This window comes from Polaribacter sp. KT25b, from assembly GCF_900105145.1.
GTDB lineage: Bacteria > Bacteroidota > Bacteroidia > Flavobacteriales > Flavobacteriaceae > Polaribacter.
This window is the reverse complement of the sequence record NZ_LT629752.1, coordinates 1,783,333-1,807,647: the sequence shown is the minus strand read 5'-3', so window position 1 is coordinate 1,807,647 and position 24,315 is coordinate 1,783,333. Positions and strand designations below refer to the sequence as shown.

Annotated in this window: 24 protein-coding genes; 12 read left to right on the top strand and 12 right to left on the bottom strand. The window is 28.0% G+C overall.

What is annotated here, in order from left to right; all coding sequences use genetic code 11:
• Position 1: 1 nt before the first annotated feature.
• Complete coding sequence (locus tag BLT70_RS07760) at positions 2-598, bottom strand: hypothetical protein (protein WP_157691860.1); 597 nt, start codon at positions 596-598, stop codon at positions 2-4.
• A gap of 19 nt (positions 599-617) precedes the next feature.
• Positions 618-1,661 (bottom strand): exo-alpha-sialidase, encoded by a 1,044-nt coding sequence (locus BLT70_RS07755; protein WP_091893237.1) that lies wholly within the window; start codon positions 1,659-1,661, stop codon positions 618-620.
• 245 nt (positions 1,662-1,906) lie between these two features.
• Here BLT70_RS07755 and BLT70_RS07750 point away from each other — a divergent pair, with 245 nt between their 5' ends.
• A complete protein-coding gene (locus BLT70_RS07750; protein ID WP_091893235.1) occupies positions 1,907-2,875 on the top strand; it encodes a patatin family protein in 969 nt (322 codons plus the stop codon).
• 72 nt (positions 2,876-2,947) lie between these two features.
• On the opposite strand, the gene BLT70_RS07745 is transcribed toward BLT70_RS07750, so the two are convergent.
• Entirely contained in the window at positions 2,948-4,432 is a 1,485-nt protein-coding gene (locus BLT70_RS07745; protein ID WP_091893233.1) for a S41 family peptidase, read from the bottom strand.
• 189 nt (positions 4,433-4,621) lie between these two features.
• On the opposite strand from BLT70_RS07745, the gene BLT70_RS07740 reads away from it, so the two are divergent.
• The 7 genes from BLT70_RS07740 (at position 4,622) to BLT70_RS07710 (ending at position 12,842) form a co-directional block, all read left to right on the top strand.
• Positions 4,622-5,131, top strand: coding sequence for an RNA polymerase sigma factor (locus BLT70_RS07740; RefSeq protein ID WP_091893231.1), 510 nt, complete (start codon positions 4,622-4,624; stop codon positions 5,129-5,131).
• Positions 5,118-5,543 (top strand): hypothetical protein, encoded by a 426-nt coding sequence (locus tag BLT70_RS07735; protein WP_091893229.1) that lies wholly within the window; start codon positions 5,118-5,120, stop codon positions 5,541-5,543. The genes BLT70_RS07740 and BLT70_RS07735 overlap by 14 nt, the downstream gene beginning before the upstream one ends.
• A 39-nt stretch (positions 5,544-5,582) precedes the next feature.
• Positions 5,583-6,101, top strand: a complete 519-nt coding sequence (locus BLT70_RS07730; protein WP_091893227.1) for a DUF4252 domain-containing protein — start codon at positions 5,583-5,585, stop codon at positions 6,099-6,101.
• 62 nt (positions 6,102-6,163) lie between these two features.
• Positions 6,164-6,700, top strand: a complete 537-nt coding sequence (locus BLT70_RS07725) for a DUF4252 domain-containing protein (RefSeq protein WP_091893225.1) — start codon at positions 6,164-6,166, stop codon at positions 6,698-6,700.
• Positions 6,701-6,779: 79 nt separating this feature from the next.
• Entirely contained in the window at positions 6,780-9,530 is a 2,751-nt protein-coding gene (locus BLT70_RS07720; protein WP_091893223.1) for an IPT/TIG domain-containing protein, read from the top strand.
• A gap of 68 nt (positions 9,531-9,598) precedes the next feature.
• On the top strand, positions 9,599-12,040 hold the full coding sequence (locus BLT70_RS07715; protein ID WP_091893221.1) for a M1 family metallopeptidase: 2,442 nt from the start codon (positions 9,599-9,601) through the stop codon (positions 12,038-12,040).
• A 22-nt stretch (positions 12,041-12,062) separates the two neighbouring features.
• A complete protein-coding gene (locus tag BLT70_RS07710) occupies positions 12,063-12,842 on the top strand; it encodes a zinc-dependent peptidase (protein WP_091893219.1) in 780 nt (259 codons plus the stop codon).
• Between the two features lie 30 nt (positions 12,843-12,872).
• On the opposite strand, the gene BLT70_RS07705 is transcribed toward BLT70_RS07710, so the two are convergent.
• The 5 genes from BLT70_RS07705 to BLT70_RS07685 all read right to left on the bottom strand — a co-directional run bounded on the left by BLT70_RS07705 (position 12,873) and on the right by BLT70_RS07685 (position 15,906).
• The gene (locus tag BLT70_RS07705; RefSeq protein WP_091893217.1) at positions 12,873-13,394 is read right to left on the bottom strand and encodes a thioredoxin family protein; all 522 of its coding nucleotides are present in this window, start codon (positions 13,392-13,394) and stop codon (positions 12,873-12,875) included.
• 34 nt (positions 13,395-13,428) lie between these two features.
• Positions 13,429-14,079: a peroxiredoxin-like family protein gene (locus tag BLT70_RS07700; RefSeq protein WP_091893213.1), complete on the bottom strand. Its 651-nt coding sequence runs from the start codon at positions 14,077-14,079 to the stop codon at positions 13,429-13,431.
• Between the two features lie 243 nt (positions 14,080-14,322).
• Positions 14,323-14,898, bottom strand: coding sequence for a Crp/Fnr family transcriptional regulator (locus tag BLT70_RS07695; protein WP_091893212.1), 576 nt, complete (start codon positions 14,896-14,898; stop codon positions 14,323-14,325).
• Positions 14,899-15,561, bottom strand: a complete 663-nt coding sequence (gene ribB, locus BLT70_RS07690; RefSeq protein WP_091893210.1) for a 3,4-dihydroxy-2-butanone-4-phosphate synthase — start codon at positions 15,559-15,561, stop codon at positions 14,899-14,901.
• Positions 15,562-15,627: 66 nt separating this feature from the next.
• Complete coding sequence (locus tag BLT70_RS07685) at positions 15,628-15,906, bottom strand: hypothetical protein (RefSeq protein ID WP_091893208.1); 279 nt, start codon at positions 15,904-15,906, stop codon at positions 15,628-15,630.
• 236 nt (positions 15,907-16,142) lie between these two features.
• Here BLT70_RS07685 and BLT70_RS07680 point away from each other — a divergent pair, with 236 nt between their 5' ends.
• Complete coding sequence (locus BLT70_RS07680) at positions 16,143-18,002, top strand: radical SAM protein (RefSeq protein ID WP_091893206.1); 1,860 nt, start codon at positions 16,143-16,145, stop codon at positions 18,000-18,002.
• Here the strand turns inward: BLT70_RS07680 and BLT70_RS07675 are convergent.
• The 4 genes from BLT70_RS07675 to BLT70_RS07660 form a co-directional block, all read right to left on the bottom strand.
• Positions 17,991-18,506, bottom strand: a complete 516-nt coding sequence (locus BLT70_RS07675) for a hypothetical protein (protein WP_091893204.1) — start codon at positions 18,504-18,506, stop codon at positions 17,991-17,993. The two genes, BLT70_RS07680 and BLT70_RS07675, sit on opposite strands and share 12 nt — an antisense overlap.
• Before the next feature lie 137 nt (positions 18,507-18,643).
• Positions 18,644-19,027, bottom strand: coding sequence for a DUF3037 domain-containing protein (locus BLT70_RS07670; protein WP_091893202.1), 384 nt, complete (start codon positions 19,025-19,027; stop codon positions 18,644-18,646).
• Positions 19,017-19,796 carry a HipA family kinase gene (locus tag BLT70_RS07665; RefSeq protein ID WP_091893200.1) on the bottom strand — a complete coding sequence of 260 codons (780 nt, stop codon included), beginning with the start codon at positions 19,794-19,796 and terminating at the stop codon, positions 19,017-19,019. The genes BLT70_RS07670 and BLT70_RS07665 overlap by 11 nt, the downstream gene beginning before the upstream one ends.
• A 78-nt stretch (positions 19,797-19,874) precedes the next feature.
• A complete protein-coding gene (locus BLT70_RS07660) occupies positions 19,875-20,225 on the bottom strand; it encodes a helix-turn-helix domain-containing protein (protein ID WP_091893198.1) in 351 nt (116 codons plus the stop codon).
• Positions 20,226-20,573: 348 nt separating this feature from the next.
• Here BLT70_RS07660 and BLT70_RS07655 point away from each other — a divergent pair, with 348 nt between their 5' ends.
• The 3 genes from BLT70_RS07655 to BLT70_RS07645 all read left to right on the top strand — a co-directional run bounded on the left by BLT70_RS07655 (position 20,574) and on the right by BLT70_RS07645 (position 24,295).
• Positions 20,574-21,632, top strand: coding sequence for a M14 family zinc carboxypeptidase (locus BLT70_RS07655; RefSeq protein WP_091893196.1), 1,059 nt, complete (start codon positions 20,574-20,576; stop codon positions 21,630-21,632).
• Between the two features lie 76 nt (positions 21,633-21,708).
• Complete coding sequence (locus BLT70_RS07650; protein ID WP_091893194.1) at positions 21,709-22,188, top strand: Lrp/AsnC family transcriptional regulator; 480 nt, start codon at positions 21,709-21,711, stop codon at positions 22,186-22,188.
• Positions 22,189-22,303: 115 nt separating this feature from the next.
• A complete protein-coding gene (locus BLT70_RS07645) occupies positions 22,304-24,295 on the top strand; it encodes a thiamine pyrophosphate-dependent enzyme (protein ID WP_091893192.1) in 1,992 nt (663 codons plus the stop codon).
• The last annotated feature ends 20 nt before the right edge of the window (positions 24,296-24,315 follow it).

Below are 24,315 nucleotides of genomic sequence, written 5' to 3'. Positions count from 1 at the left end.
TTTATTGATGAATTTTAATATTTTCTATTAATGAAAAAGAATTACAGAGTCTTTCGTTTACTAATGAATCTCCATAGATTTCTGTTTTTGCTAAGATAAAACTTTGCGCATTAATTTTAATAAAAGTATGACAAGTTTCATACATAAAATTCCCTTTTTTTCCTTTATAGATTATATAAATTGATGGTTTTTCTAAAAGTGTAATTTCTTTCGATTTTATTTTAATCAAGCCTTTTGTTAAGTTTTCTTGTTCTTGCTGAAGGATAAAAGCATCATCAAAATTAATTTTATTTCTGATGAATGTTACATCTAATAAAACAGATTCTGTAAGTTGTTTTGTAGTGTCTGCTGCAAAAATTGAGGACTGCACTTCATCTTGATATAAATTGATTTTCCAATCTTTTGGTAAATCAATTGAGAATAAATTTTTTACATCTTCAACCTTTTCTAAATTTTTATATGCTGATGTTTCACAATTAAAATCTTTACTAATTTCTGATTGTTTTGAACAAGATAAAAATAGGAGTGAAGCTATTAAAAGAATACTATAACTAATTTTTGACACAGGTTTTATGGATTTATACAAATAAATACTCATTTAAATTTTTAAAATTATTTTACTCTAAAATTAGTTTTCCTATTTTCTGATTTCCACTTAACCAAGCTGTATTTTTATCAACAAACTGAATTGCATAATAATCATCTTTAGAAACTTCTACCCAAGTATTTCCTGCATCATTAGAGAAAGAAACACCCGTTTTACCAACCGCAAAAATTTCTTGTCCGTTTGTATTAGGCACATATTGTACACAACTTTTATAATTAGGATTTTGATTATCGGCAACTAAAGTCCACGTTTTTCCACCATCTTTCGTAATTGCCTTATTTGCCTTGTTTTCTGTTGGTTTAGAATAATCTCCGCCAATAATAATTCCGTTATTTTTATCAGAAAAATCAATAGAATAAATACCTTGAGGGCCATTTCCTTGAATTATAGGAGTTTCAAAAATTTGCCATGTTTTTCCAAAATCATCAGACTTTAAAATACGAGTTTTTTTTCCTCCAGAAGCAATCCAAACTGTGCTTCCAATCGTTTTTATATTGGTATTACTTGCTGCAAAAAAAGCTTCATCATCAGCAAATTCTGGAAGATTATCACAAGAAATTTTACTCCAAGAATTTCCTCTATCAGCAGTTAAAATAACAGATGCACAATCTTCTGTTGGATCGCCAACTGCAATTCCGTGTAAACCATCATCAAAAAATTGAAGCGCATCATAAAATACTTTTTCATGATTTTCTGTATACACTAATTCGGTTTTCTCTTTTGATATTTTATATAGCAACGCAGGATTCGCAATTGAAAGTGCAAAAAAAGCATCGCCATTTTTGGCTAAACTTCTAAAATGCGGAATGATAGAATCTTGATAAGTTATGTGTTTTGTAGACCAAGATTTGCCAGCATCCGAAGTAAAACCAACATCAGCTTTAGAACCAGCATAATGCATAGTGTTTGCATCAATTGCTACAATTGCTCTAATACTTGTATTGTCCATTTTAAATTCTTGAATTTTAATATTTTCAATATTTCTAGGAATGTATTTTTCATAGCAAGAAACTATTAATGTGAAAGTTAAAATTAGTAATGTTATTTTTTTCATACGTTTTATTTAAAATTATTTATTTATAAATCAGTTTTAAAATTACTTTTTAATGAACTCATTATAATTACTTTCTGTTTGTAATAATTTAATTATTAGTTAAATAATTAGTAACTGTAATTTTGTTTTTTATATAATTTGTATAGTTCTTTTAAATAATATAAAAAGGATTTAAAAATAGGTTGTCAATTTTAATTGCATATTGTATTTTTAAAAAGTTATATTTCAAAGATAAAAAGATTTTTATGAAAAAAGCATTGGTAATTTCTGGTGGAGGAAGCAAAGGAGCATTTGCAGGTGGTGTTGCGCAATATTTAATGAAAAAAGAAAACAGAGATTATGATTTGTTTATTGGTACATCTACAGGTAGTTTAATGGTTTCTCATTTAGCTTTAGGTAAATTAGATGAACTAAAGCAATTATATACCAATGTTAATCAAAAAACTATTTTTAGTAATAATCCTTTTAAAATTAAAAAAGTTGCCGGCGAAAAAGTAATAAGTATTAGACACTTAAATACATTATGGAATTTTTTAAACGGAAGAAAAACTTTTGGTGAAAGTAAAAACTTACGTAGTTTAATTAAAAAGAAAATTACGAAAGAAATGTACGAAGAAATTAGAAAAAGCAATAAAGAAGTTGTGGTTACTGTTTCTAATTTAACTGCAAATCAAATTGAATATAAATCGAGTAATGATTGCGCTTACGAAGATTTTGCAGATTGGATTTGGGGATCTTGTAATTATGTGCCTTTTATGAGTTTGTTAGAAAAAGATCATTGTCAATATGCAGATGGTGGTTTTGGGTCTTTAGTGCCTATTAGAGAAGCAATTTTAAGAGGAGCAACAGAAATTGATGCTATTATTTTAGAAACAGAAGTTTCTCATTTTAATAAAATACCATCTAAAAATCCTTTTACATTGTTATTTGATGTGCTAGAATTTATGTTAGTGCATGTAGAAAGACATAATATTACAATTGGTAAATTGGCCGCAAATAATAAAAATGTAAAATTGAATTTATATTATACACCTACAGTTTTAACTACAAATTCTCTAGTTTTTGATGAAAAGTTGATGCGTAAATGGTGGAAATCTGGTTTTAAATATGCAAAATCTAAACGAGAAGAATTAATGAGCGAATTTAGACCTGATGTTTTAACTGATCAAGAAATTGAAGAAGGTGTAGATAATGTTGAGAAATTAGTTTTGTAGTTTTTAATTTATGAATTTTGATTTTAAAAATAAAATCCAGCTTTTTTAGCTAAATTTTTAGTATCAAAACATTTATTTATTTAAATTAATAAACATATTATCTTTTGCAGGAGTTGCTAATTTTGAGTTGAAAAATTCATTAAACTCGAATAAGTTTTTTGTCTTAGTACTTGTTTTAGAATCTGTTGTAATATATTCTATAGTTTTATTTAATAAAGGATCTGAGCGCTCACCAAGAACACCTAAATTATTATAATCTTCGCCCAATTCAATTCCAGACAATGTTTTTCCTGGAATAATACCTTCGGGATAGTTTTGATTGTCTTTATTGCTAATTTCTAACACCAAAGGTTGCATAGCATAGGTATGATTTGGATTTAAATTACTACCATTTCGTTGAGAATTATCAGAATCATAAATGGTAATAGAACCAACTTGTTTTCCTCTAGTAGTTTTACCAACCAATTCTACATCAATATAAGAACTTAAAGAATTTATAACCAATTCTGAAGCAGAAGCTGTGCTATAACTAGTTATAAAATACACTTTATTTAAATGTAAACTATTAATACTTTCTTCTAATATAACAGTTCCGTTTTCGTCTGTATTTCTGATTTTATTAGTAAAATTATTTAAAAATCCGTCTGAAGAGTATTTCTTCATTACTTTATCATTCCAAACTTCTTGCGAATATAATTCACCATTAAATTGCCCAGTTACCATACTTCCTAAATAGGTTGCAGTACTAACAGAACCACCACCATTATAACGTAAATCTATAATTAATTCAGTAATATTTTCTGATTTTAAATTGGCAAAAACAGCATTTAATTGTCCGTCGTAATTACTTGCAAATTGATTGTATAATAAGTAACCTATTTTATTTGATCCTTCTGTAAAAACTTTGATAATTGCAACAGGATTTTCTTGTAATTCTACTTTTGATAAAGAAATAGTGTTGTTATTAAAAATAGGATTTCCATCATTATAATTAGCAAAACCAACAGTATAATTAGTAGTATTACTAAATAATAAAGCTTCATAATTATCATAGGTTAATTGAGAGTCATTAATGTAATTAAAAATCATTCCTCTGGAAATTCCATTAGTTGCAGCATCAGAATTTTCAATAACATAACGCACATATCCAAATATTTTGTTAGAGTTATTTTTATATTCTACCAAACCAAACTCCATTCCGTTACTAAGATTAATTCCCTGAAAAGAATTTTCTAAAGCAACATAATCATTTACAATCCAAGAAAACCGATCTTCAGGTCTATTTAATAAACTTTCAAAAACAGCTTCTGGAGAAGAATATCCTTTAAAATTGATATATAAGTCATTTAAGTTAGAAAATTTGTCATCAGATAAATTAGGCACATCTTTTTGCCATAAATAATAGTTGTTTAAACCTTCCCAAATAAAATAATTAATATCATCATTTATAGTTGTTTCTATTGAGTATGCTTTTTCTTTTTCGCAAGAAGAAAAAAGAGTTACTATTGATAAAATACAGATTATAAGTGTTTTATTTATTGTAAAATAGGTGTTCATATTTTTGTTTGATGAAAATTACTGTAAAAAACTCTTAAGAAATTACGACGTTAAAGTCGTTAAATTAACGCAATTTAATCATATTTAGTGTTTTTTATAGCATCGTTGTAACAAAATAAATGATGCATCGTCTTAATTATGTAACCTGATATAAGAGATGAAAAAATATCAGAAAAACAAATAAACCAAATGAACCAATCAGACTTTTTAAAAGTTGTTTTACCGTTTAAAGATAAGGTCTTTAGATTAGCGAAAAGACTCTTAGTTTCTACAGAAGAAGCTGAAGATGCTACTCAAGAACTGATTTTTAAATTATGGAGAAGCAAAGAAAAAATTGCTGATTATAATAATGTTGAAGCATTTGCAATGACCATGACAAAAAATTATTGTTTTGATCGTTTAAAAAGCAAACAAGCAAGTAATTTAACACTAGTACACAGTAATTATAAAGAAAAAGATACGTCTTTAGATAAACAAATGGAATATCAAGACAGTGTAAACCAAGTACATTTATTGATAGAAAAATTGCCAGAGCAACAAAAAATTATAATTCAACTAAGAGATATAGAAGAATATGATTTTGATGAAATCTGTAAAATGGTAGACATGAAACCAACAGCTGTAAGAGTTGCATTATCTAGAGCAAGAAAAACAATTAGAGAAGAATTAATTAAAAAACACAACTATGGAGTTAGCTAACATAGAAAAATTAGTAGAAAAATATTTAAATGCAGAAACTACTTTGCAAGAAGAAACAACCTTAAAAAACTATTTTAAAGAAGGTTCTGTTGCACCACATTTGCAAGAGTATGCGTATATGTTTAATTATTTTGCTGCTATAAAAGCTGAAACTTACACAAAAACCATTGAGTTAGAACCTAAGAAATCTAATAAAAGAAGAAACTATAAATGGTTATCTGTAGCAGCATCAATAGTGTTATTATTTAGCGTATTTATTGGTAAACAAGAATACGAAAGATACCAAGCATTAAAACAATTTGATCAAATAAGTAAAGGATTAAGATTACTTTCTACCAATCTTAAAAAAGGAGAAAAAGCAGTTGCAACCTTATATACTTATGAAGATACTGTAAAAAAAATATTAAAATAAAACCAAGTAAAAATAGTAAAATAAGTAAACACAGAAATTATGAAAAAAATAATAATGTTAATAGCATTTATTGTTACACCAATTGTAACAAATGCACAGTCTTTTTTTGATACTTTAGAAGATACAGAAGGAGTAGATATGGTTGTTGTAACCAAAGATGCTTTTGAGCTAATATCAAAATTTAAAAATGTAGAAATTGAAGATAATGAAGGGATGAAAGTCTTTCAAATGATTCAAGAATTAAAAGAATTTAAAATGTTTTCTACGGATAAAGCATCCGTTGCAGACAAAATGGAAAGCATGGTAAATTCTGCCATTAAAACGCAAAACTTAACGCAATTAATGCGAATTAAAGAAGATGATTCTCGTATTAAAATCTATGTAAAATCAACAAAAAACAAAGATTATGTGAGCGAAGTTTTAATGTTTATTAAAGGTTTAAGTAAAAAAACAAATCAGGCATCAGAAGCTGTAATTGTTTCTTTAACAGGTAATATAGACATTAATAAAATGTCTGAATTAGCAGATACTTTTGTAAAAGAGGGTAACAATAAATAATACTAAGATTGTAAAGTTGGGTTTTTAAAAACCTAACTTTACAATCAATTAAAACACACAAAATGAAAAAATTAACCACACTATTTTCTGTAGTTTTTTTAGTACTTTTTGCAAGTTCTTGTAAAAACGAAAAATCACTGCAGAGTTATTTAGTAGATACCAGCGGAAAAGAAGGTTTTTTTACCGGAGATTTACCTGTAGGTTCTATGTTAACTGCGAAAGCAGATGTTTCTGAAGAAGTAAAAGAAACGATGAAAAGTATCAAAAAAATTAATGTTGCTTTTTTGAAAAAAACAGAAGATAATACAGCTGCTTATGAAACTGAAAAAGCAACACTTAAAAATATATTTACAAATAAAGACTATAAAAGTTTAGGAGCTGTAAAAGCAAAAGGAATGAATGTAAAAGTGTATTACACAGGTAATACAGATTCTTTAGACGAAGTAATTGCTTTTGGGTATAGTCCAGAATTAGGAGTAGGAGTTGCAAGATTATTAGGCGATAATATGAATCCTTCAAAAGTAATTGAAATGTTAAATAGCGTAAAAATGGATGAAGACAATATAAAAAACTTCGGCAAAATTTTTACCGGAAAATAAAGCTATAATTAGGTAGTTTAAAGCTGTAATCTCTTAATAAGATTACAGCTTTTTTATTTATATTTGAAAAAAAATTAGTTTGAAAATTAAAAATAGTTTATTTCTTTACCTTTTTATCTTTCTTATTTCTTGTGAATCTAATGAAACTGTAGAAATAGAAAAAATTCCAACAGCTACAATTACTTCCTATTCTATTTTAGATAATAATAACATTTTTATTCAAACAAAAACGGATTTAGAATTTTCGGATCCACAATCTAATTTTTTAGAAGAACATGGTGTTTATTGGTATAAAAATACCGGATCTAAAGGGAAAATCAATTTAGGATCACTTCAAGAAAATCAATTTATTGCAGATATTTCTCAAGGTTTATTAAAGGATTCTATTTATAAAACGTATCCTTATATTAAGTTTCAAAACAAGTATTTTTATGGAGATACTTTAACTTTTAAAAGCAATTTTACTTCAATGGTAAAAATTGATAAAGTTTTTCCATTAAACGGATTTATAAATGATACTATAACCTTTGAGGGAAAAAACTTTTGTGCTGAAGATTTTAGTAACACAATTTTGCTTGGAACTTTTTCTCAATTACATATTATTTCTGAATCAGATACTTTAATAAAAGCAGTAGTACCAAGTTATTTAAGAGAATCAGAACTTTCATTAACTTTAAAAACGTGTAATACAACTACTCAAATAAAGGATAAATTTACGATTAATGAACCTATTATAGATTCAATAAGTTCTGGTGAGAAATTTATTGGAGATGTTTTAACAATTTATGGTGAAAACATTCATACCTCAATATCAGAAGTTTGGTTAGAAAATATAAAAACAGAACTTGTTTATAATAATAACTCTGTAGATAGTGTGTCTATTAAAGTTCCAAAAAAATTATCTGTTGGTAAAGTAGCTTTAAAAATGAAAGTTTTAGACAGGATAATTGAAAAGCCAAACTATTTTGAAACTACAACTCCTTATATAGAAAGTTTATTGCCACAATCTGTTGGTTTTTTAGATACCTTAACTATAAAAGGGAATTATTTTATTCAGAAAAACTCTAATTTAAAAGTGTATGTTGGTAATAGTCTTCAAAAAATTGTAGCCTTAAAAAAAGGCGAAATAAAGATTTTAATTGATAGATATTTTAACGACACAAATCCGAAAGTAAAATTAGAGTTTACAGACTTTACAATAGAAAAACCCGTTCAAATATTGCCGCCAACAATAGAAGGGTTTAATAAAGAAATTTACCATTTAAATGAAACCGATTTTACAATTAAAACAGAAAGTTTTTTAGACGATGATATTGAAATTGGTGGAAGACCCAAAACATTTGGGGTTAAAAGCGAAATTGATATATTAGGAAACGTAAATTTGTCTTTAATTAGTTGGTTGAATATTAACTTTTATAGTTGGAACTACAACTTAACAACTCCTGGTAGTTTAGAAATTAAAATTACAACGCCATTTGGCGAAGATTCTAAATTGGTTAAAATTCACAAACCAGAAATAATTTCAGTAAACAAAGAAGAATTTAAGTACAATGATCATATCATTTTAACAGGAAATAATTTTGCGTATAGAAGTTTCACAAAAGTGTTTATTGATGACGAAGAAGTTCCTTTTCAAGCAAACTCAGCATATACTTTAAATAATAGTAAAATAGAATTCCCTTTAAATATAAATACTACAGCTGGTAAGCATAAATTATATGTAATTACTGCAGGACAAAAATCTAATGAAATAGAATACAGTATTAAAAAAACAGAAGTTTTTTCTTTAAGTAGTAATTCGGGTACAAGAAGAGATCTTTATGAAATTACAGGAAAAAATCTTCAAAAATTAGATATTACAGCAGACGATTTTTATGTTTTTCAAATAAGTGAAGAAGATGAAAAAGTAACTTTTATGTTGCCTTATTTCAATAAATTAAAACCAAGTTTTAAAATCACAGCTTCAAGTGGAGATCAAAAATTTGACTTAGGCACTTTTAATGGTATTGAACCTTTTGATTTTTATGAACAAGTATATGAAGATGATGTTCCCTATTACAAAACTCACATTTCTTTTTCTGATGAAGAAAATTGGTTTTTCTGCAATAATAAAGGGGTTTATAAATTTTCTTTCATTAAAAATAAATGGGAATTATTTGATAATAACCCTCCACCATTTGGCACACCCATTTTTGGTGAAAAAGCATATATTTCATTAGAAAATGGAATTGCTAAATACCCAATTGGTAGCAAAGTTTATCTTTATGATACGAATACTAAAATTTGGAGTGAAGCTGCGCTTACAAATATCAGTGTAAAAAATGGAGTTATTGTGGGGGATTATTTATACGGAATTCAATACAATACCAACGATTTTTATAAAGTTAATTTGTTAGATAATTCAGTTGAGAAAATAAACAAACCTTCAGATTTAAATATCCTTTATGAAAATATTACTTATGGCGATGATAAAATATTTATAAATCCTTTTCAAGGAAGTGGATATTATTATGATATAAAAACCAACAATTGGGTAAATATGGGAAGACCAAGAGATTTTTATGGAACGTATAATAATGTTTCTTTAAAATATTACAATGGTAGTTTATACTTTAGTGGTGGTTATACCGATGGTGGAGTAGAACATAGATTATATGAATATAATATCAGTACAAATTCGTGGTCAGAAAAAAACCCAATGTTACAAAAGTTAATGAATCACGTAACTTATATAAAAGATGATACCATGTATTTTAGCCTTGGTATCGGTCAATATTATTATATCAATCCGTATGTTCAAGTTTACGATATCAAAAATGATCCGCACTAGTTTAACGGCGCATTAACAGTATATCTTATCATATTTGCTAATTTTGTTTTTACTAACAATACTATTTTATGAAATTTCAGAAGTTTATTATTTTTATTTTTATTTTATTTTCATTTTTAAGTAGTGCTCAAAATGCAACTTACAAATCAGAAAGAGAAAAAATTCATGATTTAGTACATACAAAATTAAAGGTCGATTTTAATTTTGATAATAAAACCATGAATGGTGAAGCCTGGATTACCGCAAAACCGCACTTTTACAACACAAATACAATTACTTTAGATGCAAAAGCAATGCTGATTCATCAAGTTTCTATGAATAATGCTGCTTTAAAATATACCTATGATGATGGTTTGAACTTGATTATCAGCTTAGCTAAAACCTATCAAAAAGACGAGGAATTTACTATTTATATAAAATATACAGCGCAACCAGAAAAGGTGTATCAAAAAGGAAGTGCAGCAATTACAGGTGCAAAAGGCTTATATTTTATAAATGCTGATGGATCTGATAAAAATAAACCTACACAAATCTGGACGCAAGGAGAAACAGAATCTAGCAGTTGTTGGTTTCCAACAATTGATGCTCCAAATCAAAAAACATCCGAAGAAATTTATATTACGGTTCCTAATAAATATGTAACGCTTTCTAATGGCGAATTGATTAGTCAGATTAAAAAAGGAAATAACAGAACAGATTATTGGAAATTTGATCAAAAACACGCTCCGTATTTATTTTTTATGGGAATTGGAGAATATGAAATTATCAAAGATTCATATAAAAATATTCCTGTAAATTATTATGTAGAAAAAGAATTTGCACCTTATGCAAAAGATATTTTCGGATTAACGCCAGAAATGATTGGTTTCTTTTCTGATAAATTAGGTGTAGAATATCCTTGGAATAAATACAGTCAGATTGTTGGTAGAGATTATGTTTCTGGCGCAATGGAAAACACAACTGCTGTAATGCATGGCGAACAAGCATATCAAAAACCTGGGCAATTAATTGATGAAAATGTGCAAGAAAATACCATTGCGCACGAGCTTTTTCATCATTGGTTTGGCGATTTAGTAACCGCAGAAAGTTGGTCTAATTTAACGTTAAATGAATCTTTTGCCAATTATAGCGAGTATTTATGGAGAGAATATAAATACGGAAAAGTTGAAGCAGAAATGCATTTATTTGAAGATGTTGATGCGTATTTAAACGGACTAAGTGAAAGTAAAGACTTGGTGCGTTTTAATTATGACGACAAAGAAGATATGTTCGATTTGGTGAGCTACAATAAAGGTGGCGCTATTTTGCACATGTTGCGTACGTATTTAGGTGATGAAGCTTTTTTCTTAGGATTAAAAGAATATTTAAATACCTATAAATATCAAGCAGCAGAAGTGCATCAGTTGCGATTAATTTTTGAAAAAATAACAGGTAAAGACTTAAATTGGTTTTTTAATCAATGGTATTTTGGTTCTGGACATCCAAATATTGAGATTTCTTACGATTACAATACGTTAAGAAAAACGGTTACAGTTAATGTTGTTCAGTTACAAGCAGATACTTTTAAATTTCCTTTTGCAATTGATGTTTTTGAAGGTGGAAAAAGAACTAGACACAGTGTTTTTGTGGAATCAAAAGATGCGTCATTTTCGTTTCCGTATACAAAACAACCAAATTTAATTCAGGTAAATGCAGATGGATCTTTGGTTTGTGAAATTCATGAAAACAAAGTTTTAAGCGATTATATTTTTCAGCTTAAAAATGCAGATAATTATGCACACAGAAGAGAAGCTTTTTTAGAAGTGGCAAAAAAGCAAGACGATAAAGATGCATTTAACGCAGTAGTTGAAGCTTTGGATGATAAAGCGTATAAAATTAGAGTTTTAGCTTTAAAACAAATTGATTTAATCAATAAGTTTTCTAAAAAAGATGTGATTCTAAAAATTATGAATATTTCCAATACAGATACTAAAACATTAGTACAAGCAGAAGCAATAAATACGTTAGGAAAATTAACAGACCCAGAATTAAAATCAATTTTTGAAAAAGGATTGCAAAGTAAATCATATTCTGTTTTGGGTAAAGCATTGGTTTCTTTGTATTATGTTGATAAACCAGCTGCAATTGCAAAATCGAAAGAATTACCAGATGAAGTTCGTAAAATTTTAGCAACGCCTTTAACAAAAATATTTATTGAAGAAAATGACGAATCAGAATTGCCTTTTGTAGCAAAAAGTGTATTATCTGGAATGTTTTTAACGGGTGATGATGCTACTAAAGTGTTATTTCAAAAAGCATTTAAGCAAATTTCTGAAACTAATAATTCTGAAGCAATTCGTAATTTAGTGGATGATATGGTTGAAAAAGGAAAACAATATAAAAGCTTTAATTTTGATAAAGTTGTTATTAACTTAATGCGAGATATGGTAAAAGAGCAGCAGAAAGTTAATAAATCTAACAAAGAAAAGAATATAGAAATTATTAAAACAGCAATGGCTAAGTTGTTGTAAATTATATTTTTAAAAATAATAAATGCTATATTTAATTGCAATTACTGCACTTCTTATTGTTTTGATTGTTAGTTTATTGCCCAAGAAAAAAGCAAAAGAAATTTCATTTAAAAAAGTTGATATTCCAGCACATTGGCATCAATTATTAGAAGACAACATTCTTTTCTATAAAAAATTAACTTCGGATGAGCAGCAACTATTCAGAACAAAGATTTTTCATTTTTTAAACACAAAAAATATTGAAGCAGTTCATTTTAAGCTAGAAGAATTGGATAGTTTGCTAGTTGCTGCAAGTGCTGTAATTCCTGTTTTTAGATTTCCAACTTGGAACTATTCCAACCTAACAACTGTTTTAATTTATCCTGATTATTTTGATGATGATTTACAATTTAACAGTAAAATTAGTGACAGAACAATAGGAGGTTTGGTTGGTTCTGGAAGATTTGAAAACCAAATGATTTTATCTAGAAAAGCATTGCATCATGGTTTTAGCAATAAAACTGATAAAGGAAATACAGCGATTCATGAATTTATTCACCTTTTAGATAAAGAAGATGGTGTTATTGATGGAATTCCTGCTGCTTTGTTAGACAAACAATATATAATTCCGTATTTGCAATTGGTTCATAAAGAAATGGAAGCAATTAATAAGGATACTTCTGATATTAGAAATTATGGAGGGACATCAGAAATTGAATTTTTAGCAGTTGCAGGAGAATATTTTTTTGAAAGACCAAAATTGTTTAAAAGAAAACATCCAGAATTATATAAAATGCTGGATGCTTGTTTTATGAAATCGTAAGAATAAAATAAACAATAGTTGTTGCTTTTTTTATTGTGTAACAAATTGATTTGTGATGTTATCTACATCTTTTTGTGTAACTTTTTTGGCAGATTTCTTTATCTTATTTATAAATTCTTTTACTTCTTCTACACTTGCAGGACCACCTAAATTCTGACCATTAGCATCAAAAGAATCTGTAATAATTTTTAAATCTGAATCTAAAATTACCCAAAAAGGCAAACCTGCTTTATCACCTTTATATTGCTTTAATAAAGCTGTAGAACCTGGGTTTTCTAAATGTTCTTTTCCTTTTGCTTCATTTACTACAACTGGTACCATAATATAATTGTCTTCAAAGAACTCTTTTGTTTTCTCAGATTTCATGTCTTTGGTCATTTTATGACACCAACCACACCAAGAAGCTTCAAATTTTATAAAAATAGATTTTCCTTCCTTTTTTGCTATTTCTTGAGCATTTTTTAATAAAGTATCTGTAGTTTCTTGTGCCGAAACTTGGAAATTAACAGCTAATAAAGTGGTTATAAAAAGTGTTATAATTTTAAATTTCATGGATAATTTTTTAAGGTTTTGTAAATATAAATAATTAAGATAACTTTTTTAAAGCTTCAATAATTTCTTCAGGTTCAGAACGTGTTCTGTAATCAACATTTACATAATTCCATTTAACTGTGCCGTCTTTTCCTACTATAAATGTAGCAGGAATAGGTAAAACGTTACCATTTCCATTATTAATTTTTTCTAAATCAAGATTACGATCAACTCGCATATGTTCGGCTAAAAACTCAGGTACTTCCCATGCAACACCAAATTGTGTGGCTACTTTTGCATCTTGATCAGATAATACAGTAAAATCCATTTCGCTAATTTCACTTTTTGTTAAAGATCCATCAGGAACTTGCGGACTAATAGCAACTAAAGTAGCTCCTAAGTCATGAATTTCGCTTAATCTTGCTTGCAAAGCTCTTAATTGTAAATTGCAATAAGGACACCAATCTCCACGATAAAATGTAACAACAAGAGGACCATTATTTAATAATGTATCTAACGATATTAATTTTCCATCAGGATTTGGAAGCTCAAAATTGGGTGCTTTTTCTCCAACTTTACATGCATTTTTGCCTTCTTCAAAAGCTTTTGCTTTCTCAATAATATCATCAACACCTTTCATAAAATCAGGTTTTGCATTTCGTCCAGCTGCAATTTTAGCATCCGTTTGTTCTCTTAAAGTCTTCATTTTTAAATTATTTTTTTCTGATACTTCAAATGTAAATATTTATAATACTTTTTTATGTGAAATTAGTATTAAAACTTAAAATTGATTTTTTAGTTATTACTGATAATTTTTTTTTGAGAAATCAAACTTCATTAAAAGAAACATCCAGAATTATTTAAAATACTGGATGCTTGTTTTATTAGGTAGTAAAGATATTTTAGAGTGATGTTTACTAGAATGTAGTGTCAATTTAAATATTTATCATCAGATTTTAGATTTTATCCTACTTAAAGTTTCTTGTGATATATTAATGTAAGAAGCTACAATCTTATTTGGTAAACGTTTAACAATATTTGGATTAATTTTAAATAATTGTTTATATCGTTCTGATGCATCTAGCGTAGTAAAAGAAATTAATCTTTTAGAATTATTTACATACGCTTTCTCTAAATAGATACTATAAAAATCTTTCCATTTGGGAATAGTTTTCATGAGATGTCTAAAATCTTCGTGGGTGATGTATAAAAGTTCGCTATTTTCAATAACTTGAATAGTTTCTTGAGCAGGTTGCTTTGTTATAAAACTAACAAGTTCTGTTGCAAATTGATTTTCAAAAGCAATATAACGCGTTACGTCTTTACCTTCTTCATCTAAGTAAAATAGTCTTAAACAACCTTTTTTTACAAAATAACTAACTTGACTATTTTTTCCGTTAGAAAGTAAAATTTCATGTTTCTTTTTTTTTATTGTTTTAAAATAAGACAGCACAATTTTTAAATCGTCATCTTCAATGTTAATATTCTTTTTTATGAAATTTGTAAGTTCAATATAGTTTGTCATTTATTTATAATCTCTTACAAATTTACGATAATGAATAATATCTTGTATGGATAGAACGATCAAATTATGCTCATTTGCAAATTGTGAAATAGTGTCAGTTTTTGCCATTGTTCCGTCATCGTTCATTAATTCACACAAAACTGCTTCTGGTTTTAAGTCAGCTAATTTCATTAAATCTACGCTACCTTCTGTATGACCTTTTCTTTCTAGAACACCATTATTTTTTGCTCTTAAAGGAAAAATATGACCAGGTTTCGCTAAATCGTTACTTTTTGCATTTTTATTAGCAGCCACTTTTATAGTTCTTAATCTATCTTTAGCAGAAACGCCTGTCGTAACTCCTTCTTTTGCTTCTATAGAAATTGTAAAAGGTGTTTGAAAACTACTTGTATTTTCTTTTACCATATATGGTAAATTAAGTAAATCTGCTTTTTCATTTGTTAAACAAAGGCAAACTATACCGCTACATTTTCTTATCATTAATGCCATTTGTTTAATGGTCATATTGTGAGCTGAGAATATTAAATCACCTTCATTTTCTCTGTCTTTATCATCAGTTAAGATAATTCCATTTCCGTTTTGAAGATGTATTAATGCTTTTTCTAAACGTTCTTGACTGTCTTTATCAATTGTTTGTAATGTCTCTAATTCTGTAAATATCATCTTAAAATCTATTTAATTTTCGATTACAAAATTAATGTTGTCTCAAGTTAAACTAATTGATGTAAGTCAATAAATTAATTTATTTTTAAAAAAGAAAACATCCAGAATTGTATAAAATGCTGGATGATTAAAATGATTTTCAATATAATATAGAGAATCTCTTTTGATGAAATTAGCGTAAAATTTAGAAACATTTATTGCATTAATATAAGATTGCTTATATAAAGTATAATCTAAATTGTTATATAAAGGACTTGTCTGTTTTAGTTGTTCTTTTAAAAGGAGAGCTGCTTTTTCGAAATGATATTCTTGTAAGAAGTGCCCTAAATGAAATTCTCTTGCCATTTTTTTATTTTAATGTATGCTAACTTAATAGTGATATAAAGTAGTTTTAATTATTTAAATTCGAAGCTAACGAAGTTAGAGTATTTTTAGGCATATAAAACACAATTACAACCACTCCTTATTAAACAAGTTATCAACCAAAAATCAACTCTCCAATCTCCATCGCAAAAAACCAACCAAATTTTTCACTTACTTTTCCAAAATCACATAGTATCTTTGCAATTTATGTATAATTCATGTCTATAAATACACTTTTAATAACTCCGCCCTTTACACAATTAAATACTGCGTATCCTGCAACTGCATATATTAAAGGTTTTTTAGATTCTAAAAATGTAAAAACCGAGCAATTGGATTTAAGTATTGAGTTGTTTACAGCAGTTTTTACCAAAGAGTTTATAGATGCAATTTTTAAACAAGCAGCAATGTTGGGCAATAAAGAGTTGCCTTTGGTTTGGAAACAAAAAGAAGAATACATCAATAAGGTAGATGCTGTTATGAATTATTTGCGTGTGCAAGAAGTTACTGCTGCGTATCAAATTGTACATAAAGATTTTTTACCTCACGGACACAGACGCATAAAATTAGATAAAGATTTAACAACCGAGTTTGGGAAATTAGGAATTTTAGATAAAGCCAAACATATTGCAACGTTGTTTGTAGAAGAATTGGGCGATTTTATAAATGTAAATGTCGATGAGTTTTTCTCTTTTACACGCTATGCAGAACAAATTGGTAGAGCAGCTTCTAGTTTTGATGAGTTAGACGAATGTTTACAGTTTGAAACAACTTTGATAGAAGACGAAATGCTGTATTTGTTGGATGAAAAATTACAACAAAAAAATATTAATTTAGTGTGTTTTACAATTCCGTTTCCTGGGAACTTATTTTCTGCTTTGCGATGTGCGCAGTTTATAAAACAAAATTATCCAAATATTAAAATTGGTTTTGGTGGAGGTTATTGTAACACCGAATTAAGACGTTTGTCTGATACTAGAATTTTTAATTTTGTAGATTTTATTACTTTGGATGACGGAGAAGGTCCGTTATTAAGAATTACCGAATTTTTAGACGGAAAAATAGGAGAGGAGCAATTAGAAAGAACGTATATCTGTAAAAATGATACAGTTATTTATCAGAATAAATTACCAAATACTATTTTTCATCATAAAAATTTACCAGCGCCAAGTTATGTTGGTTTGCCTACAGAAAAATATTTGTCTTTTTTAGATGTCATGAATCCGATGCACAGAATGTGGTCTGATGGAAAATGGAATAAACTCACAATTTCTCATGGTTGCTATTGGAAAAAATGTTCTTTTTGTGATGTAAACCTAGATTATATCAGTAATTATCAAAATACAACTTCGGATGATTTGGTTGATAAAATTGAAAAAATAATATCAGAAACAGGAATTACAGGTTTTCATTTTGTAGATGAAGCTGCGCCGCCAAAAATGTTGAGAGCTTTGGCAAACAAATTGATTGAGCGCAAAGTGTATATTACTTGGTGGACAAACATCCGTTTCGAAAAAACTTTTGATGCTGAATTGTGTGCTTTATTATCAAAATCTGGTTGTATTGCTGTAACTGGTGGTTTGGAAGTTGCATCCGACAGGTTGTTAGATAAAATGAAAAAAGGAGTAGATATTGGTCAGGTTGCTAGAGTTACGAAGGCTTTTGCAAACGAAAATATAATGACACATGCGTATTTAATGTTTGGTTTTCCAACAGAAACGGCACAAGAAACGATTGATTCTTTAGAAGTTGTACGTCAATTATTTCAAAATAATTGTATTCAATCTGCTTTTTGGCATCAATTTGCGTGTACAAGTCATAGTCCCGTTGGTAAAAATCCTGATGAATTTCAAATCAACATAATTGGTCCAGAATTTAAAGGTTTTGCAGAAAACGATTTGTATCACGAAGATCCAACAGGAGCAGAGCATCATTTATACAGTGAAGGTTTAAATTTGGCTTTAAATAACTACTTAAATCACAAAGGTTTTGAAATTCCGATTCACGAATATTTCAATTTTAAAGTTCCTAGAGTTACTTTAAAAAGTAATTTGATAAAAGAATATTTAGATAAATAGCAGAATCAGTGTTAATACAATTCCACCAGCTGCAAAATACATTCCTTTTTTAAATACGGGCATTTTTGGTGTGTACATCCAAAAAGCAGATAACACAAAAAATAATAAGGAAACACCAAAAAAGATGTTTAAAAAATAAAGCGGACTATTTGTGTTTGCTTTATGCAAATGTTCCATTCTATCAAGTATAAATGGTAATTCTTGTTTTTTTACTGATGCAATACCTGTTGTTTGGTTGTAAGTTCCATTATTAAAATAAATAATATCACCTTCTTTCTTTATAACTTTTGCTCTCTTTTTAAATATAGGTTTTACTTGATTTGCAGTTAAATTGGTTTCCAATTTTTGTTCAGTAATTACTTCTGTTTTTAAGAAGTCTGTATCTCTATAAATCATTATAATTCCGCTTAAAGCATACACAAACATAATTCCTGATAAAAAATACCCTAAATATCTGTGAATAATTCTTACTTGAAATGAAAACGGAGTTTTTCTTTTTGCCATGAGGAGATTTTATTTAAATATCTATTTTATAGACTTTAATTTATTAATTTGGTTTAATTAAAAACCTGCTTTTTTTTGAAATTAGTTGTAATTGTATAAATTGGTAGTGTAATTATTTTTCAAGTAATAAATTAAATTTACAAAACATATTTTTCGAAAATATCTTGTAATTCTTTTTCAGGATTTTCGCACAATCCAGGATGTGTTTTAGAACTCTGAATAATTGTACTTCTGCAAGCAGCTAACCATCTAAAACGATCGGATATTTCTAATTCGCCAATTTTGCCTCCAGCAGCTTTTCCTTCACAAATTAATTTCCAAGCGTTTAAATAATTGTTTAAAGTTTCCAATTCAATTTCTGATGCAAAAACTTTTAATTTATTTGGATTGATTTCAAATTTTATACCTAAAAATTTTTTCCTTTTCGAAAAAAGGAGCACACCAATATTAAAGAATTCTTCGCGTTCTACTTTTGGTACAAATCTGATGATGGCATATTCAAATGTTACTTTATCTTGCATCTTCCGCTTCTTTAACTAATGTATCAATCATCGATAATTTTGCATTTAAAAAAGAAATATATGCAGCTCTCATTTCATCAGCATTTAAAAAATCGCCTTCACTTTCTAACCAATCTTCAGGAATGTTCGCAACAATTTCTTTTATTACATCAGTATTTATAATTTTTTTTATTTCTGATAAAGCTTCTTGTAAAGAAGTTGCTTTTGGTAGAAGTACATGATCTTTTATCAAAGGGAAAGTTCTTGATAAATGATTTTCCCAAGTTTCCCAATGATGATGAAAGTACAAACTTGCACCATTATCAATTACCCAAAGTTCTTTGTTCCAATTTAGCAAATTGGTGTTTTTTGCAGTTCTGTCAATATTACTAATCAGACTATCTAAAATTACAACTTTAGAAGCTGTTAAAGAATCAACATCAGAAACCAAAGGATCGTATGTTATTGAGCTTGATAAAAAATGCAATCCTAAATTTAAACCTACGCTAAATTTTAATAAGTCTTGAATTTCTTCATCGGGTTCTGTTTTACTAAAAGAATCATCAAGATTCATAAAAACCAACTCCGGAACATTTAAACCAATTGCTCTTGCCAATTCGCCACCAATAAATTCTGATATCAATGCTTTCTTGCCTTGACCTGCACCTCTAAATTTTAGCACATATAAAAATCCATCATCTGCTTTTACAATTGCGGGCAAAGAACCACCTTCTCTTAAAGGTTGTAAATATTGCGTAACATTTACGGTTCGAATATCAATTTTATTCATAGGTACTAAAATATGCTATTTAAATAAATTGAATACAAAAATGAAAAAATCATTTTAATTCTTTTCTTCAATTTTATATTATTTCTGATATTCTTCAAAAGTTCCATCAGCATAAAAAACCACAATTCTTTGAATTCGTTTTCCATCATTTGAGTTATTTGCGAACAAAGTTGGAGTGGAAGTTTGGGTTACAGTTTTTTCATTTTTAGGAAAAGAACCTATTCCGTTTAACAACCAATGAATATCTACATCCTTAAATTCGGAGGTGATTTTTAAAACAAAATCTAAACTTGGTTTGTTTCTTCCTGATAGAATATGAGATATACTTGAACGCTGAACTCCTATTTTATCTGCGAATAAAGAAGCCGATAAATCATGAAATTCCATCACTTTTTTAATCCTAGTTGTAAATTCTAAACTGTTTATCATTGTAACATTTGTTTGTATTACAAATGTAAATTAAACTTTGTAAACAGCAAAATATAATAAATAGATTGTTTTAAAAGTAGAGTATTTTAGTTGAACTATAACTTTATATAAATTACATATTTATATGATTATCACGATATTGAGTTTAATTTTAGTTGTATGTGGTTTACATCAAAGGTTTGTAGGGTGTTTTATAAAAACTAAAAATCAATTAAGTTTACAAAAGTAAATATACTTTCTAAAAACTTTATTTACAATTGTAATATCTTGCTAATTTACAATTGTAACATTACAATTGGCTGCTTATTTTCAATGTTGTAAATTTGCGTTTCTAAATAGAATATACACGTGCAAATATTATCATCAGTAGTAGTAAAGAAAATTTTTAAAGACCAAAAAGAAATATCGCTTTCTGGTAAATGGATAACTTTTAAAAATATCGAAAAGCTATTTTTAAAACATCAAGATGCTTTTGAAATTACTCAACTAGGATTTTCTGAACAACAAAGACCAATCTATAAACTAAAAATAGGTTTTGGTAAGAAGAGAATTTTATTATGGTCTCAAATGCACGGAAATGAAAGCACAGGAACAAAAGCGTTATTTGATTTATTTAATTGTTTTTCTAATTGTAATAATCAAGAATTAAAAACCATTTTAGAAGAATGTACATTGGTTTTTGTGCCAATGTTAAATCCTGATGGTTCGCAAGCTTATACAAGAGTAAATGCAAATAATATCGATTTAAATAGAGATGCTGTGGATAGAGTTGCAAAAGAAAGTAACCTTTTAAGAAATTTATTAGAAGAATTTAATCCGCAGTTTTGTTTTAATTTACATGACCAAAGAACTATTTTTGGAGTAGAAGGCACTAAAAATCCAGCAACTATTTCTTTTTTAGCACCATCAGAAGAAATAACTAGAGCTTTAACTAAAGGAAGAATTGAAACGATGGATGTAATTGTTGCAATGAATTCTTTATTGCAAAATATCATTCCTAATTTTGTTGGGAGATATACAGATGAGTTTTATCCAACAGCTACAGGAGATAATTTTCAAAAACTAGGTTATAACACTATTTTAATAGAATCTGGTCATTATCCAAATGATTATCAGAGAGAGTTTTCAAGAGAATTTACATTCTATTCTATATTACAAGGATTGTTTCATGTTGCCACTGCTACCAAGTTTAATAGTTTTGAACCGTATTTTTTAATACCAAATAACGATAAAATCTTTTATGATGTTATCCATAGATATTCAAATTCGGAAAAAGATGTTGCTTTTCAGTTTAAAGATGAAATTATTGATAAAAAATTCGTTTCAAAATTAGAGAAAATACAAGAAAATGACCTAAAAACGAAAATTGGACACAACGAAATCGTTTTCGAGGGTAAATTTGATTAAGTATTTATCAATTTTATACCTGTTTAGTTAAATTAAAATCATAAATTTGCAGTGTTAATTGAATAATGCACAAAAAATGAAAAAATTTACCTTAGACGAAATAGATCATCAAATTTTAGATGTATTAATAGAAAACGCAAGAACGCCATTTACTGATATTGCTAAACAATTATTAGTGTCTGCAGGAACTATTCATGTTCGTGTTAAAAAAATGGAAGATGAAGGAATCATTCAAGGTTCTACTTTGTCTTTAAACTATGAGAAAATGGGCTATTCCTTTATAGCACATGTAGGCGTATTTCTAGAAAAAACATCTATGACACAAGCTGTAATAGAAAATTTAAGAAAAATAGAAAACGTTACAGTTGCCTATGTTACAGCGGGTAAATATAATATTTTTTGCAAAGTAAGAGCAAAAGGAACCAATGACGCCAAAGATATTATTTATAAAATAGACGATATTCCGGGTGTTAATAGAACAGAAACTATGATTGCTTTAGAAGAAAGCATAAATGATAAAAAGAGGATGATGCATGCAATTTTTAAAGAATTGTAAGTTTAAATTTCCTTTTAAAACATATAAATCCTTATCAATTATTTTGATAAGGATTTTTTTATGGAATACACTTCATTATCTGTATGTTTGTTATAAATTATGAAATCAATAATTTATGAACCATTTACTTAAATATAATTCAAGCCATAAGCTCAAAAATTCAAAGTTGCTTAGTTTGTACAAAAAAATGCTAAAACCTCGCTTAATAGAGGAGAAAATGCTGATTTTATTGCGTCAAGGAAAAATTTCTAAATGGTTTTCTGGAATTGGGCAAGAAGCAATTTCTATTGGTGTAACTGATGCTTTAGAAAAAAACGAATATATTTTGCCAATGCACAGAAATTTAGGCGTTTTTACATCTAGAGATATTACTTTGCATAGATTGTTTTCTCAATGGCAAGGAAAAATGAATGGTTTTACAAAAGGTAGAGATCGAAGTTTTCATTTTGGAACACAAGAATATAATATTGTAGGAATGATTTCGCATCTTGGTCCACAATTAGGTGTTGCTAATGGAGTTGCATTAGCCAATAAACTAAAGAAGAATAATAAAATTTGCGCTGTTTTTACAGGTGAAGGAGGTACAAGTGAAGGTGATTTTCACGAAGCTTTAAATGTAGCTTCTGTTTGGAGTTTGCCTGTTTTATTCTGTGTAGAAAATAATGGCTACGGATTATCAACGCCAACTCAAGAGCAATTTAATTGTAAAGATATTGCTGATAAAGGAATTGGTTACGGAATAGAAAGTTGCATAATTGAAGGTAATAATATATTAGAAGTTTATACAAAAGTTAGTGAAATAGCAAAAAGTGTACGTGAAAAACCAAGACCTATTTTAATAGAATTTAAAACCTTTAGAATTCGAGGTCATGAAGAGGCGAGTGGCACAAAATATGTTCCTCAAGATTTAATGGATTTCTGGGCAGTAAAAGATCCTTTAGAAAATTATCAAGCATATTTAAAAAAACAAGGAATACTTACAGAGGAAATTGAGGTTTTATATAAATCAGAAATTGTTCATGAAATAAATGAACATCTCAAAATTGCTTTTGATGAAGAAAAAATTATTCCAAATGTAGAAACAGAACTCAACGACGTTTATAAGTCTTTTGAGTATCAAGAAGAAAAACCATCAGAAAATAAAAAGATAATTCGCTTTGTGGATGCAATTACTGACGGATTAAAAGAGTCGATGCATAAACATGTAGATTTAGTAATTATGGGGCAAGATATTGCAGAATATGGTGGTGCTTTTAAAATTACGGATGGTTTTTTAGAAATTTTTGGTAAAGAAAGAGTTAGAAATACACCAATTTGCGAATCTATAATTATTTCAACTGCTTATGGTTTGTCTATAAATGGTGTAAAATCTGTTGTGGAAATGCAATTTGCAGATTTTGTTTCCTCTGGCTTTAATCCTATTGTAAACTTATTGGCAAAATCTCATTACAGATGGTCTCAAAATGCAGATGTTGTTGTGAGAATGCCTTGCGGAGCAGGAGTTGGTGCTGGACCTTTTCATAGTCAAACAAATGAAGCTTGGTTTACAAAAACACCAGGTTTAAAAGTTGTGTATCCAGCATTTCCACAAGATGCAAAAGGATTATTAATTAGTGCAATTAATGATCCAAATCCTGTATTATTTTTTGAACACAAAGGTTTGTATCGTTCTGTTTATCAAGATGTTTCTGAAGGTTATTTTACCACAGAAATAGGAAAAGCTGCACTTTTAAAAGAAGGCAATCATTTATCAATTATAAGTTATGGAGCTGCAGTTCATTGGGTTTTAGAAGCTTTAGAAATAATGTCAGAAATTACTGCAGATGTTATTGATTTAAGAACTTTACAACCTTTAGATGTTGAAACAATTTATACATCAGTCAAAAAAACAGGAAAAGCAATTATTGTTCAAGAAGATTCTATGTTTGGCGGCATTGCAAGTGATATATCAGCATTAATTAATGAAAATTGTTTCGAGTTTTTAGACGCTCCGGTAAAAAGAGTGGCTAGTTTAGAAACACCAATTCCGTTTCAAACCGATTTAGAAGCACAATATTTAGGCAAATCATTGGTAACAAAAGCAATACAAGATTTACATAATTATTAAGTATATTTAGCATCAAAATA